The organism is Nocardia niigatensis NBRC 100131 (assembly GCF_000308655.1).
In the GTDB taxonomy this organism is placed as follows: Bacteria; Actinomycetota; Actinomycetes; order Mycobacteriales; family Mycobacteriaceae; genus Nocardia; species Nocardia niigatensis.
The window spans coordinates 205,493-219,455 of record NZ_BAGC01000003.1 but is presented as its reverse complement, the minus strand read 5'-3'; the positions used below and the strand labels follow the sequence as shown (position 1 = coordinate 219,455).

Annotated in this window: 12 protein-coding genes; 4 read left to right on the top strand and 8 right to left on the bottom strand. The window is 69.3% G+C overall.

Features of this window, described 5'->3' with window-relative positions:
* The first annotated feature begins 8 nt into the window (after positions 1–8).
* Entirely contained in the window at positions 9–632 is a 624-nt protein-coding gene (locus tag ON33_RS02540; RefSeq protein ID WP_040854360.1) for a TetR/AcrR family transcriptional regulator, read from the top strand.
* On the opposite strand, the gene ON33_RS02535 is transcribed toward ON33_RS02540, so the two are convergent.
* The 8 genes from ON33_RS02535 to ON33_RS02500 form a co-directional block, all read right to left on the bottom strand.
* Positions 610–918, bottom strand: a complete 309-nt coding sequence (locus tag ON33_RS02535; RefSeq protein ID WP_051151551.1) for a hypothetical protein — start codon at positions 916–918, stop codon at positions 610–612. The genes ON33_RS02540 and ON33_RS02535 overlap by 23 nt on opposite strands.
* 167 nt (positions 919–1,085) lie before the next feature.
* On the bottom strand, positions 1,086–1,937 hold the full coding sequence (locus tag ON33_RS02530; protein WP_218001352.1) for a helix-turn-helix transcriptional regulator: 852 nt from the start codon (positions 1,935–1,937) through the stop codon (positions 1,086–1,088).
* Between the two features lie 81 nt (positions 1,938–2,018).
* Positions 2,019–3,194, bottom strand: a complete 1,176-nt coding sequence (locus ON33_RS02525) for a lipid-transfer protein (RefSeq protein ID WP_040854354.1) — start codon at positions 3,192–3,194, stop codon at positions 2,019–2,021.
* Positions 3,191–3,595 (bottom strand): MaoC family dehydratase, encoded by a 405-nt coding sequence (locus ON33_RS02520; protein ID WP_040854352.1) that lies wholly within the window; start codon positions 3,593–3,595, stop codon positions 3,191–3,193. The genes ON33_RS02525 and ON33_RS02520 overlap by 4 nt, the downstream gene beginning before the upstream one ends.
* A gap of 56 nt (positions 3,596–3,651) precedes the next feature.
* Entirely contained in the window at positions 3,652–4,617 is a 966-nt protein-coding gene (locus ON33_RS02515) for a bifunctional MaoC family dehydratase N-terminal/OB-fold nucleic acid binding domain-containing protein (RefSeq protein ID WP_040854349.1), read from the bottom strand.
* A 17-nt stretch (positions 4,618–4,634) separates the two neighbouring features.
* Positions 4,635–5,804, bottom strand: coding sequence for an acyl-CoA dehydrogenase family protein (locus tag ON33_RS02510; RefSeq protein WP_040854346.1), 1,170 nt, complete (start codon positions 5,802–5,804; stop codon positions 4,635–4,637).
* Positions 5,789–6,856: an acyl-CoA dehydrogenase family protein gene (locus ON33_RS02505; protein WP_040854345.1), complete on the bottom strand. Its 1,068-nt coding sequence runs from the start codon at positions 6,854–6,856 to the stop codon at positions 5,789–5,791. Before ON33_RS02505 ends, ON33_RS02510 begins: the two co-directional genes overlap by 16 nt.
* A gap of 25 nt (positions 6,857–6,881) precedes the next feature.
* The gene (locus ON33_RS02500) at positions 6,882–9,062 is read right to left on the bottom strand and encodes an acyl-CoA dehydrogenase family protein (RefSeq protein ID WP_040854340.1); all 2,181 of its coding nucleotides are present in this window, start codon (positions 9,060–9,062) and stop codon (positions 6,882–6,884) included.
* A 162-nt stretch (positions 9,063–9,224) separates the two neighbouring features.
* On the opposite strand from ON33_RS02500, the gene kstR reads away from it, so the two are divergent.
* The 3 genes from kstR (at position 9,225) to ON33_RS02485 (ending at position 13,877) form a co-directional block, all read left to right on the top strand.
* Positions 9,225–9,875 (top strand): cholesterol catabolism transcriptional regulator KstR, encoded by a 651-nt coding sequence (kstR, locus tag ON33_RS02495; RefSeq protein ID WP_040854337.1) that lies wholly within the window; start codon positions 9,225–9,227, stop codon positions 9,873–9,875.
* 290 nt (positions 9,876–10,165) lie between these two features.
* A complete protein-coding gene (gene otsB, locus ON33_RS02490) occupies positions 10,166–12,736 on the top strand; it encodes a trehalose-phosphatase (RefSeq protein ID WP_040854334.1) in 2,571 nt (856 codons plus the stop codon).
* A gap of 202 nt (positions 12,737–12,938) precedes the next feature.
* Positions 12,939–13,877 carry a metal ABC transporter solute-binding protein, Zn/Mn family gene (locus ON33_RS02485; protein WP_040854332.1) on the top strand — a complete coding sequence of 313 codons (939 nt, stop codon included), beginning with the start codon at positions 12,939–12,941 and terminating at the stop codon, positions 13,875–13,877.
* The last annotated feature ends 86 nt before the right edge of the window (positions 13,878–13,963 follow it).

The window sequence follows — 13,963 nt, the reverse complement described above, 5'->3', positions numbered from 1 at the left end:
GAGCGAAGGTGACCACGTCCACACCCGATCGGCGCACCCTGATCGTCGACCGCGCCATCGATCTCATTGCCGCCCAGGGACTCCGGGCGCTCACCCACCGCGCCCTGGACACCGCGCTGGAACTGCCCGCGGGCTCGACGTCCTACTATTTCCGCACCAAACGGGCGCTCATCGAAGCCATCGTGGATCGCATCGCGACCCGCTCCCGCACCGATTTCGCGGCCGGGCAGGCGAGCCTGGTCCCCTCGGCGGAAGTATCGGCGACGCGCGCGGGTCGCGATCCGGACCGGCTCGCGACCGGTATCGCGGGCTGGCTGGATCACCTACTGGCGCAACGCCGCAACCACCTGATCGCCCGGCACGCGCTCATCGTCGACGTGCTCGGTGATGCCGAACTGCACGCGAAACTCGCGGGCTGCCTGTTCTCGCACCAGCACGCGACCGCGCTCTTCGAAACCCTCGGCGCCGCCGACCCGGCCACCGCCGCGGCCGATTTCATCGCGGTCCTCGAGGGCCTGGTCTTCGACCGCTTCGCCGGAGCCAGAATCGCACTGGCGCCCGGATCCTCCGCGAGCGTGCGCCAACTCGCACGGATACTGGCGATTCAGCTCAGGAATGCCGCACAATCCTGATCGCCGTGTCCGGCCACGGCGGTCGCCGCACCACCGCGAGGGTGCCCAGCGCCGCCGCGATCAACCCGGTCAGCACCCCGAGCAGCGAGATCCGGCTCAAATCCATGGCGGGTTCCCATTTCACCGTCTCGCCCCGCACCACGAAGATGCCCACTGGCCGGGGACCCAGCAGCCCACCCGTTCCGGTGACAGTGATGATCGTCGTGCCATCCGAGGTCTCGTGCGGCTCCCCGTAATTGAGCCCGCCCCCGAACACCGGCAACCCCAGCCGTTCCCGCACCGTCATTCCGATCCCCTTCCCTGCGTCGGTCCGCCCACCAAGCTACTCCCGCCCGGCCGACCGCCACCTGAAGTGTTCGGGGTCCCGACCGAATCCCGGCAAAGCACACACCCGGCTCGGGGCGGACGCGAATTTCCCGAGCCCGTGACCGTCCCCTCCGGCCGCCTCGACGATCAGATCGAGCGCTCGACTTCGGAGGTGCTCGACGCCAGGAGGGCGGCGAGCGCGCCCGCGGTATCGGTGCCGGGTGCGGCGGTGAAGGCGACGACGGCCCGGACGCCGGGATCGGCCGGGATGTCGAGCAATTCGTAGTCCAGGTGCAGGTCGCCGGCGCGGGGGTGGCGCAGCAGATAGCGGCCGTACTGAAAGTCGTTGACCTCGTGCGTCTCCCAGAATTCACGGAACTCCGGGCTGCGCTCGGTCATGTCCCGCAGCTGAGCTCGCAGCTCGGGGTCGTCGGGCCGGTGGCTCGCGCGCAGCCGCATATCGGCGGCGATCTGCCCGGCGATCATGGGCCAGCTGCCGGCGGTGAGCGCGCGGATGCCCGGATCGAAGAAGACCAGGTGCAGCCAGGTGCGTTCGTGCTCGGGCAGTTCCGCGAAATCGACGCCGAACAGCGCCACCGCCGCGGCGTTCCAGGCCAGGATGTCGGTGCGGTGCCCGACGATGTAGGCGGGGGTGCGGAGCATCGAGTCGAGCAGCTGCTGCAGCCCGGACCGCAGCGGCGTGCCCGCCCGCGACAGTGAGCGCGGCGGCCGCGCCAGATTGCGCAGGTGCCGCCGCTCGTCCGCGCTCAACCGCAGCGCGGTGGCGATGGCCTCGACGATTCCCTCCGAAACCGCTTCGGCCCGGCCCTGTTCCAGCCGCACGTAATATTCGACGCTCACGCCCGCCAGGTGCGCGACCTCTTCCCGCCGCAACCCGGGCACCCGGCGCCGCCCCCACACCGGCAATCCGATCTCGTCGGGCCGCAACCGCGACCGCCGCGACCGCAAGAACTCGCCCATTTCAGACCTGTCGGACACCGAGCCGATTCTATGCGGAAGGCCCGGACGATCACCGCGATCGTCCGGACCTTCGCGACTGCTCGGCCGTGCCGCGACGGCTCAGTTGGCGGTGAGGACCAGACCCGAGGTCGGGACGCCGGTACCGGCGGTGACCACGATGTTCTCCAGGCCCTGCACCTGATTCACGGAGGTGCCGCGAATCTGGCGGACGCCCTCGGCGATGCCGTTCATGCCGTGGATGTACGCCTCGCCGAGCTGGCCGCCGTGCGTGTTCAGCGGCAGCCGGCCACCGATCTCGATGGCGCCGTCGGCGATGAAGTCCTTGGCCTCACCGCGGCCGCAGAAGCCGAGCTCCTCCAGCTGCATGAGCACGAACGGGGTGAAGTGGTCGTAGAGGATGCCGGCCTGCATGTCCTCCGGCCGCAGCCCGGACTGCGCCCACAGCTGGTCGCCGACCAGGCCCATTTCCGGCAGCCCGGTCATGGCGTCGCGGTAGTAGCTGGTCATGACGTACTGATCGGCCCCGGAACCCTGTGCGGCGCCGGCGATCAGCGCGGGCTTGTTGGGCAGATCCTTGGCCCGCTCGGCGGAGGTGACGACGATGGCCACGCCGCCGTCGGTCTCCTGGCAGCAGTCGAGCAGGTGCAGCGGCTCCGCGATCCAGCGCGAGGCCTGGTGCTCCTCCAGGGTGATCGGCTTGCCGTAGAAGTGCGCCGCCGGGTTCACCGCTGCGTGCTTGCGGTCGGCCACGGCCACCCGGCCGAAATCCTCACTGCGCGCGCCGTAGACGTGCATGTAGCGACGCGCCACCATGGCCACCTGCGCGGCCGGGGTGCCCAGGCCGTGGGTGTAGGAGAACGCGTTGTCCACGCCGGAGGAACTCGGATTGCCGGTCGCGAGGTGAGTCGCGAACTGCCCGAAGCGGTTTCCGGAACGCTCGTTGAAGGCCCGGTACGCGACAACGACATCCGCGACACCGGTCGCGACCGCCATGGCGGCCTGCTGCACGGTCGCGGCGGCCGCGCCACCGCCGAAGGGGATGTTGCTGAAGAACTTCAGGGACGGGATACCGGCGGCGCGCGCCACGGCGGCCTGGGTATTGGTGTCCATGGTGAACGTCGTCAGGCCGTCCACATCGGCGGGCGTGAGCCCCGCGTCCGCCAGGGCGGCGGTGACGGCCTCGGCGGCCAAACGCAGTTCGCTGCGGCCGGAGTCCTTGGAGAAGTCGGTCGCGCCGATGCCGACGATGGCGGCCCTACGGCTCAGCCCGCTCACTGTGCCTCCTGCAGGGAGATAACGGCTTTCGCCGTGATGTGGTCGCCGAGCGAGTCCTTGCCGACCACGTCGATGGTGATGTCCGCGCCGTCGACGGCCGAGACGTTACCGGTCAGGGTGAGGGTGTCGCCCGCGTACAGCGGCACGCCCAGGCGCAACGCGATCGACTTGACGATGGCCCGCGGCCCCGCCCAGTCCGTCACGAACCGCTGCACCAGACCGGTGTCGGTCAGGATGTTGACGAAGATGTCCTTGGACCCGCGCTCGACCGCCTTGTCGCGGTCGTGGTGCACGTCCTGGAAGTCCCGGGTGGCCAGCGCCGTAGAGACGATGAACGTGGTGTCGGCGTGAATCACCAACTCCGGCAGCACGGTTCCGACCTGAACGGCCGAGAGTTCCACTGGCCCACCCGTCGCCCCACCGCCACCCCTGATGGAATCGCTCCGCGATACTGTGGTCATTGCACTGCCTCCCAATAGGGCACGGTGTTGTCGTCGTCGAGCTTCAGGAAGCCCACCTCGACGGGCAGGCCGACCTCGACCTCGCCCGGCTCGACGCCGCGCAGCTCACCGAGCATGCGCACGCCCTCCTCCAGCTCGACCAGGGCGATCACGTACGGCAGCTGCCGGCCGGGCACCTTGGGCGCGTGGTGCACCACGAAGCTGAAGACGGTGCCGCGACCGGAGGCGACGACATAGTCGGTCTGCTCGGAGTGGTCCTTCCACAGCGCCGGCACCGGCGGGTGCTGCAGCGAGCCGTCGGGCCGCTGCTGGATCCGCAGCTCGCCGAGTTTGATTCCGTCCCAGAAGAACTCGGTGTCCTTGGATACGGTCGGCCGGACGCGCTTGGCCAGATCTTCCGCGGACACCTCGCCGGACTCCTTGGGAGCGGCCGTCTTTCCGGTGCCGGGCGCGAACTTCAGCATCCGGAACTTCATCTCGGTGACCAGCTCGTCGCCCACGTACCAGTTGGTGAGGTAGGTGGTGAACCAGCCCTCGCCGAGCCCGGTCCGCTTGGGGCCCACGATGTCCCCGATGCTCGACCGCACCGTCACCTGCTCGCCGAGCTGCAGATAGCGGTGGTAGACCTGCTCGCAGTTGGTGGCGACCACCGAGGTGAAGCCGGCCGCGTCGAACAGGTCGTTGGTGCGGGTCATCGGGTCGTCGTCGGCGCGGACGCCGCCCAGTCCCAGCATGGTCCACACCTGCGCCATGGCGGGCGGGGCCACGATGCCGGAGTGCCCGGCCGCCTTGGCGGCAGCCTCGTCCACGTAGATCGGGTTGGCGTCGCCGAGGGCCTCGACCCAGTTGTTGATCATGGGCTGATTGATCGGATCGCGCCCCGCACGCGCGGCGGACTCACCGTCCGCCTTGATCTTCTCCAGGCCCTCGCGGATCTCGTCGGCCGTGAAGCTCTTCGTCACGTTCTCTCCTCTGCGATCTAGCGCGGAACCCGCGGCAGGCGCAGGCCCATCTGGGCGATCAGCTCACGCATGACCTCGTTGACGCCGCCGCCGAAGGTCACCACCAGGTTCTGCTTGGTGCGCTTGTCCAGCCAGACCAGCAGTTCCGCGGTGGCCGGGTCGGCGGGATCGCCGAAGCGGCCCACGATCTCCTCGGCCAGCCGGCCCGCCTGCTGCAGCGCCTCGGTGGAGAACACCTTGGTCGCCGAGGCGTCGGCGATGACATCGCGCGGATCGGCGTCGGGGCGTTCCATGTTGGAGGCCACCTGCCAGTTCAGCAGCTCGTTCAGCCGCGTCATGGCGTGCAGGCGGCCCAGCGAGCGCCGCACGTCGGCGTCACCGAGCACGCCCTGGGCCTGCGCCCAGTCGTGCACCCGGTGGTAGAGCTGGTCGATCTTGCCGGACGGCCCCAGGCTGACCCGCTCGTGGTTGAGCTGGGTGGTGATGAGCTTCCAGCCGCCGTTCTCCTCACCGACCATCATGTTCGCGGGGACGCGGACATTGTCGAAGTAGGTGGCGTTGGTGTGGTGCGCGCCGTCGGCGGTGATGATCGGCGTCCAGGAGTAGCCCGGGTCCTTGGTGTCCACGATCAGGATCGTGATGGCCTTGTGCCGCGCCTCGACCGGACCGGTTCGCACCGCCAGCCAGACGTAGTCGGCCTCGTGCGCGCCGGTGGTGAAGATCTTCTGCCCGTTGACGATCCAGTCGCCATTGGCGTCGCGCACCGCGGAGGTGCGCAGCGCGGCCAGGTCGGTGCCCGCGTCCGGCTCGGAGTAGCCGATGGCGAAATGCACGTCGCCGGTGAGGATTCCGGGCAGGAACTTCTGCTTCTGCTCCTCGGTGCCGTAGGACTGCAGCGCCGGGCCGACGGTCAGCAGCGTGACCAGCGGCACGGGCACGTCGGCCCGGACCGCCTCGTTGTAGAAGATCTGCTGTTCCAGCGGACCGAAGCCCTGCCCGCCGTACTCCTTGGGCCAGCCGACGCCGAGCTTGCCGTCGCGGCCCATGCGCTTGACCACCGCGCGGTAGGCGTCACCGTGCCGGTTCACCAGCATCTCGGCCTCCTCTTCGGGAGTCACGAGACCGGTGAAGTACGTCCGCAGTTCGTCGCGCAGCTTGCGCTGCTCCGCAGTCAGTTCGATGAACATCTGGCTCCCAAACGGTCCAGCCGGAAGGATTCGCCGCCGAGCCAGCGGGCGATGTCCTTGGCCTGTGAGTAGTAGCGGTGCAGCGGATGGGTGATATCCACCCCGAGGCCACCGTGCAGGTGGTGGCACTTCTGCATGGCCGCGGGCAGTTCCGCCGCCACCGAGTACGCCAGCACGTCGAGATCGTCGTCGATGCGCTCCAGGTGCTCGGCGCTCTGCGCGTCCTGGGCCAGCGCCCAGGTGGCCGAGCAGGCGGCCGCGTGCAGCGTCCGCGAGGCGACGTACACATCCGCGATCTGCTGTGCGACAGCCTGGAATTCGGCCAGCGGGCGGCCGAACTGCTGACGGGTGCGCACGTGCTCGGCGGTCAATGACACCACGCCCGCGAGCAGACCGTCGGCCACCGCGCCGAGGCTCGCCAGCGCGAACCGGTGCAGTTCGGCCAGGCCGCCGGGCAGCAGCTGCCCGGCCGGAATCGCCACCTGGTCGAACTGGACCGAAAACTCCGGCACGCCATCGGAAGTCGGGCTCGCGGTGCGGGTGATGCCGGCGGCGTCACCGTCGACGACGGCGAGGCCGCTGTCGGTGGGCACCAGGATCCAGCGCGCGGTGTCGGCGTAGGGCACCGCCACCTTGCGACCGGTGACGCGCACGGTGGCGCCGTCGGTCACCGCCGTGGTCTCCGGCTTCACCGTGAACGGCGAGCCGGGCTCGTGCAGGGCCGCGGTCAGCACCGCGCCCTCGGCCACGGCCGGAAACACCTGCTCCGCCAGGGCGTCCGGCAGTCCGATCGCCTTCAGCGGCAGCACGCCGAACCCGAGGGTGACCAGTGCGGGCGCCTGGGCGGCGGCGCGGGCCAGCTCGGTGAGCATGGCCGCCACCTCGAGCAGGCCCATATCGTCGCCGCCGAAGCGTTCGGGCAGCGGCACGGCCAGCAGACCGCTGTCCGCGATGATCGGCCACAGCGCGATATCACGCGCGCTATCGCGTTCCAGCAAACTTACGACAACCTCGGCGACAGCGTCCTGGCTCTCGTCCCTGGTGAAGTCCATGCAATGCTCCCGGTTCAGGTGTGGACTAGCCGTGCGACTCGCGGGGCAATCCGAGGATCCGTTCACCGGCGACGGTCAACAGGATCTGCTCGGTACCGCCGGCGATCGACAAACAGCGTGTGAGCAGGAATTCTTTCACCGCGTCGGTTTCCAGAACGCCCGCCGCACCAGACAGTTCGACGGCGAATTCGGCAACCGCCTGCCGGTGTCGCACACCGACCAGTTTGCGCACGCTGCTCTCCGCGGCGGGGTCCCCGCCGGATAGCAGCTTCTGCGCCGCACGGGCTTCCAGCAGGGTTCCGGCAACCGACTCCGCGATGAGCCCGCCGAGCCGGTCAGCGACCAGCTCCGAGCCCGGGCCCGCGACCGGCGCAGCGGCGATCAGCGCCTCCAGCTCGTCCCCGATCCCCTTGCCGCCCATGGCGACCCGCTCGGCCGACAGGGTCGAACGCGCGATCTTCCAGCCATTGCCCAGGTCACCGACCAGGCAGTCGTCCGGCACGAAGACGTCATCGAGGAACACCTCGTTGAAGCGAGCCTCACCGGTGATCTCCACCAGCGGCCGGATGTCCAGCCCCGCGCTCTTCATGTCGACCAGGAAGTAGCTGATGCCCTTGTGCTTCGGCGCGGACGCGTCGGTGCGGGCCAGGCAGATGCCCCAGGTGGCGCGATCCGCCAGCGAGGTCCACACCTTCTGGCCGCGCAGCTTCCAGCCGCCCTCGACCCGCTCGGCCACCGTGCGCAGCGCCGCCAGGTCCGACCCGGCGCCCGGCTCGGAGAACAGCTGGCACCAGATGACCTCACCGGTCAGCGTCGGCATGGCGTAGCGTTCGATCTGCTCGGGGGTGCCCCACTGCAGCAGCGTCGGGATCGCCCAGTTGGCGATCGCGATGTCCGGCAGCGTGATTCCCGCCTGGCGGATCTGGTCCTCGAGGCGCGTGCGCAGCAGAGGCCCGGCGCCGCGGCCGTAGGGCGCGGGCCAGTGCGAGGCCACCAGTCCGGCCTCGGCCAGCGCCACCCGCTGCTCCGACTCCGGCAGGGCCGCGATCTTGGCCAGGTCCGCCGCCAGCACGGCCGCCTCGGCATCATCGAGACCGGCTGTCTCCCAATCGGATTCGGGCTCGCCGTTGGCGCCCAGGTCGATGCCGACCGTGCGGCGCACGCCGGCCTGGGTCAGCTCGGCCACCCGGGCCCGCCAGCGCGCGGTGCCGCCCAGCAGCTGCCGCAGCGCGGTGGCCCGGCGCAGATACAGATGCGCGTCGTGTTCCCAGGTGAAACCGATTCCACCCAGTACCTGAATGCAATCCTTGGCATTCTCCACCGCGGCGTCCAGCGACATGGACAATGCGACGGCCGCGGCCAATGGCAGTTCCGCGCTGCCGCTGTCGACGGCGGCGGCCGCGTCGGCCGCCACGGCGCGAATCTGTTCGGCCCGGCACAGCATCCACGCGCAAATGTGTTTGACCGCTTGGAATTCGCCGATCTTGCGCCCGAATTGTTCGCGCACCTTCGCGTATTCGGTCGCGGTCTCCAGGCACCAGCCCGCGATACCGGCCAATTCAGCGGCGACCAGGGTGGCGGCCAGATCCAGCACCGAGACGCCGGGCTCGAACAGCCGATCCGCGGCGACCGCGACGTCCGCGCACACCACGCGCGCCACCGGCACGGTCTTGTCGATCCCGGCCAGCGGCTCGATGGTCAGCCCGGCGGCATCCGCGTCGATCAGTGCCCACAGCTGACGCTCGCCGTCACGCACCGGGACCAGCACGGCCGTGCCCGGCGCGGCACCCGGAACCGAGTCCCACTCACCGGACACCGAGGCGCCGGATTCGCCCACCGATATTGCGATTTCGCCCTCGAGCGCGACGCCGCATGGCGTAATCTCGTCGAGCGCCTCGCCGACGACGAGACCCGCCAACGCCGTCGAGAGCACAGGTCCGCCGACCAGGTCATGTGCCGCCTGCTCAACGAGCACGGCCAGATCTCCGACGGTCCCACCCGCGCCCCCGGCCTCCTCCGGTACCGCGACCCGGAAAATTCCGAGATCGGCCAGGCGCGGCCAGTATTCGCGCCAGAAATCGGGCGCGCCGGAACGCAGGTCCGCCTGCTCTCTGGAACGCATTGTTGCAATTGGGCGCACGGCGGTTGCCCATCCGCGCATCGACTCCTGGACGGCTTTATGCTCGTCAGTGGTGGCTATGGTCACACTCCATACCGCCTTTCCGGCGTGACTTCAGCTCCTAGAACATGTTCTAATGTTCGAGCCGGGCGGAAGTCAAGCGCCGTCCCGGTCGCGGTACGAACTCGTGCCCAGTCGACGCTGGGTGAGATGAACCGAACGATTCGTGCAGGAAAGGACTTTCAACCGATGGCCAGTCCCTCCCGATCGCAGGCCGCCGACGGGGTGCCCGGTGGACGCACCGCGCCCGTCACCACCCTCAGCGAGGAGGATCTGAGCTCGGCGGCGCAGCGCGACCGGCGCAAGCGCATCCTCGACGCCACTCTCGCCCTGGCCTCCAAGGGTGGCTACGACGCGGTCCAGATGCGAGCGGTCGCCGAACGCGCGGATGTCGCCGTCGGCACGCTCTACCGGTACTTCCCGTCCAAGGTGCACCTGCTGGTGTCGGCCCTGGCACGGGAGTTCGAGCAGTTCGAGGGCCGGCGCAAGCCGCTGGCCGGCGCCACCCCGCAGGAGCGCATGCACCTGCTGCTCACCCAGGTCACCCGGGCCATGCAGCGCGACCCGCTGCTCACCGAGGCCATGACCCGCGCCTTCATGTTCGCCGACGCCTCCGCGGCCGCCGAGGTCGATCGGGTCGGCAAGGTGATGGACCGGTTCTTCGCCCGGGCGCTGTCCGACGAGGTTCCCAGCGATCGCCAGCTTGCCATCGCCCGTGTCATCTCGGATGTGTGGCTGTCGAATCTGGTCGCGTGGCTGACCCGCCGCGCCTCGGCCACCGATGTGACCGAGCGTCTGGAGCTCACCGTCGATCTGCTCATCGGCAGCGGCAACGAATAACGCTGAGCGCGAACGCACACTTGCGTTCGCGTGATGCCGCGGACGCGTTCCGTCACACGCAGCACGGGCTGCCCGGTCCGGAGAGCCGGGCAGCCCGTGCTGCGTTGGCTGGAACCGGGCTGGTCAGCGGGGGTGAACGCCGAGCAGCCCGCGCGTGTCTCACAAGAGGCGTGAACGACCCGGAAGTGTCTTGTAAACGCTATGTATCACCGCACACACGAGTGAGCAATCAAGACCCAGTAGCATCACTCGCGCCCTGAAAAATCTCCTCCGATCACTAGGTTGGATGCGTGAGCGCACAGGATTTGTCACTGGAACTTCGCCGTGCCCTGTCGGCTATCGCCCGCGTGCCACGGCTGCTGGTCGCTTCGGACTACGACGGGACGATCGCGCCCATCGTGTCCGACCCGGCCAAGGCCTATCCCCATCGGGAGTCGGTGAGCGCCTTACGCGCTCTCGCCGGACTCACCGGAACCACCGCCGCCGTGATTTCCGGTCGCGCCCTGCGCGATCTCGCGGCCCTGTCCCGGCTGCCCGTCGAGGTGCAGCTGATCGGTAGTCACGGTTCGGAATTCGATGTCGGCTTCGTGCACGCCATCGACAATGACGCGAAACAGCTGCTGCAGGAGGTCACCACGACCCTGACGCAGATCGCTCAGGACAATCCGGGCGCTTCCGTCGAGATCAAACCGGCCAGCGTGGCCCTGCACGTCCGCAATGCCAGCCCCGAAATCGGCCGTCGCGCAGTGGTTGCGGTGCGTCAGGGCCCGGCCAGCTGGGTCGGCGTGCAGACCACCGAGGGCAAGCAGGTTATCGAACTCGCGGTGGTCGAGACCGACAAGGGCGCGGCACTCGATATCGTCCGGCATCAGCAGGGCGCCTCGGCGGCACTGTTCATCGGCGACGACGTCACCGACGAGAAGGCCTTCAAACGCCTCTCCGGGCCCGATGTCGGCATCAAGGTCGGCGACGGCGAATCCCTGGCCAAACACCGCGTCGCCAGCACCGAGGAGGTGTCGAAGGCGCTGGCGTTCCTACTCGAGGAGCGCCGCACGTGGTTGGCAGGTGCCTCGGCCCCCCGAATCGAGCGGCTGACCATGCTGGCCAGCCCGCGATCCAAAGCCCTTGTCACACCGGATGGCACCATCACCTGGCTGTGCCATCCCGAACCCGACTCCGCCGCCGTCTTCGCCCACCTGCTGGGCGGGCCGGGCGCGGGGCACTTCACCATTCAGCCGGAACGCGCGGGCCTGCCGCTGTCGCAGCGGTATGTCGACGGCACCATGACCGTCGAAACCCGTTGGTCCAGTTTGCAGGTCGTCGACTACCTGCCCCACGACGTGGTGCCCGAACGGACCGATCTGACCCGCGTCATCACCGGTGACGCCCGCGCGGTCATCACCTTCGCGCCGCGGCCCGAATTCGGCCAGGTGCCGGTGCGGCTGCTGCACGCCACCGGCGGGCTCAAGGTGGAGGGCACCAACGAGCCGATGGTGCTGCGCTCCCCCGGCGTGGAATGGCAGATCATCGACGATGGCAACCATTACACCGCCCGCGCCGTGGTAGACCCGCGCCAGGGCCCGATCGTGCTCGAACTGCGCTGCGGCACCTCCGATCTCGCGCCCGCCATGCGGCCCGAGACGGACCGCCGCCGGGAGGCCGAGCGCTACTGGGCCGAATGGGTGGGCACGCTCGAATTGCCGCCGCTCAAGCCGGATCTCATGAAGCGCTCCGCGCTCACCCTGCGCGGGCTGGTGCACGCACCGTCCGGTTCCATCATGGCCGCGGCCACCACCTCGCTGCCCGAGGACATCGGCGGCGTGCGCAACTGGGACTATCGCTACTGCTGGCTGCGCGATGCCGCGCTGACCGCGGCCGCGCTGGTCTCGCTCGGCTCGCTGAGCGAGGCCCAGGAACTGCTGGACTGGGTGCACCGGGTGCTCGAGACCCTGCCCGGACCCGAGCGGCTGCACCCGCTGTACACCCTTTACGGCGAGACCCTGCCGCCCGAGGCCGTCATCGACCAGTTGCCCGGCTACGCCGGCTCGCGGCCGGTGCGCGTCGGCAACGCGGCGAACATGCAGGTGCAGCTGGACGTGTTCGGTCCCATCGTGGACCTCATCTCCCAGCTGGCGCACGCGCGAGAACGCAAGGGCATCAACGATCCCCAGAAGGCGCTGCCGGACGCGGACTGGGAACTGGTGCACGCCATGGTGTCCGCGGTGCAGCGCCGCTGGCGCGAGGCCGACCACGGCATCTGGGAGATCCGTGGCAATCCCCGCCACCACGTCTACTCGAAGGTCATGGGCTGGCTCACCGTGGACCGGGCGCTCACCCTGGCCCGGCAGTTCGGGCGGCCGGCGGATCCGGAGTGGGAGCCGCTGCGCGACACCATCGCCGACGAGGTCCGCACGCAGGGCTGGAACGACGAAGTCCAGTCCTACACAGCGGCTTACGACGGCACCGATCTCGACGCGGCCACCTTGCACATCGGACTGAGCGGGCTGATCGACCCCTCGGATCCGCGGTTCGCGGCCACCGTGGTGGCGACCGAGGCCGAACTGCGCAGCGGGTCGACCGTGTACCGGTACCACCACGACGACGGGCTGCCCGGCGGCGAGGGCGGATTCCACCTGTGTGCCGCCTGGCTGGTGGAGGCGTACCTGCTGATCGGCAAGCGGGAGGACGCCGAGGCGTTGTTCGCGCAGCTGGTGGATGTGGCGGGACCGACCGGCCTGCTCTCCGAGGAGTACGACCCGGTCGCTGAACGCTCGCTCGGCAACCACCCGCAGGCGTACAGCCACCTCGGCCTGCTGCGCTGCGCGCAGCTGCTGAGCCAGCCGGTCGCGGCGCTGACCTAGGCCGGACCAAACGCACGACCGGAGCGGCCCCCGCGAACCTTCGTTCGCGGGGGCCGCTTCCGTCGGTGCGCCCGGAGTTCGCCCGGGCGTGTCGCGGGCCACATCCCCCGGTCCGGAACTAGGGCCCTGGCGGTCACTTACGCTACATTCAAATGGCAATCGTTTTCGTTACTAGTAAGCCGCAGTGCCAGGAGTACCCAGCGTGACCAGAAGCTTCGCCCGAGGATTCGCCGTGCTCGCCGCCGGACTGGCGACCATCGCCACCGTGACCGCCTGCGGCATTTCGAAGAGCTCCGATCATCCCGCCGTCATCGCCTCCACCAATGTGTGGGGCGACATCACCCGGGCCGTCGCCGGACCGGACCTGACCGTCGAATCGATCATCAGCGACCCGAAGGTGGACCCGCACTCGTTCGAGCTCACCCCCGCCGACGCCGCCAAGATCACCGACGCCAAGCTGATCGTCTACAACGGCGGCCACTACGACGGGTTCATCGACAAGGCCGTCGCGGGCCGGAACAAGAAGACCGTCAACGCCTTCGACATCGCCACCGGCGACCACGCCCACGAAAGCGGTTCGGCCGCACCGGCGTCCGCGGAGACCGCGGGCCACGACCATGCGGCCAACGAGCACGTCTGGTACGACCTGCACCAGGTCGGCCACATCGCCGAGCACATCGCCGACGCCCTGGGCGAGATCGACCCCGATCACAAGCAGGCCTACGCCGACCGGGCGGCCGCCTTCACCGCGAAGCTGGCCCCGATCGAGGCCGTGACCGCCGCGATCGCCGCCGAGCACCCGAACCGGCCGGTGCTGCAGACCGAGCCGCTGGCCGCGTACCTGCTCACCGCCGCCAAGACCGACGACAAGACCCCGCACGCCTTCCAGGAGGCCGTCGAGCAGGGCACCGACCCCGCGCCCCAGGACGTGGCCACCGTGCGTGACCTGCTGAGCGCCAAACAGGTTCGCGCCCTGATCTACAACATCCAGACCGAGGACAAGCTCACCGAGGACCTGCGCGCCACCGCCGGCAAGTCCGGCGTCACCGTCGTCGAGGTCACCGAAACCCTCCCCGCGGGGCTGGACTATGTCACCTGGATGACGAACAACGCCCAGTCCCTCGCCAAGGCCCTGTCCTGACGTTCCACCGCGCATCCGGGAGAACCACCATGACCGCGAACCCCGCGCAGGCACCCGACACCGGCGTCACCACGCCGAAGCCCGGA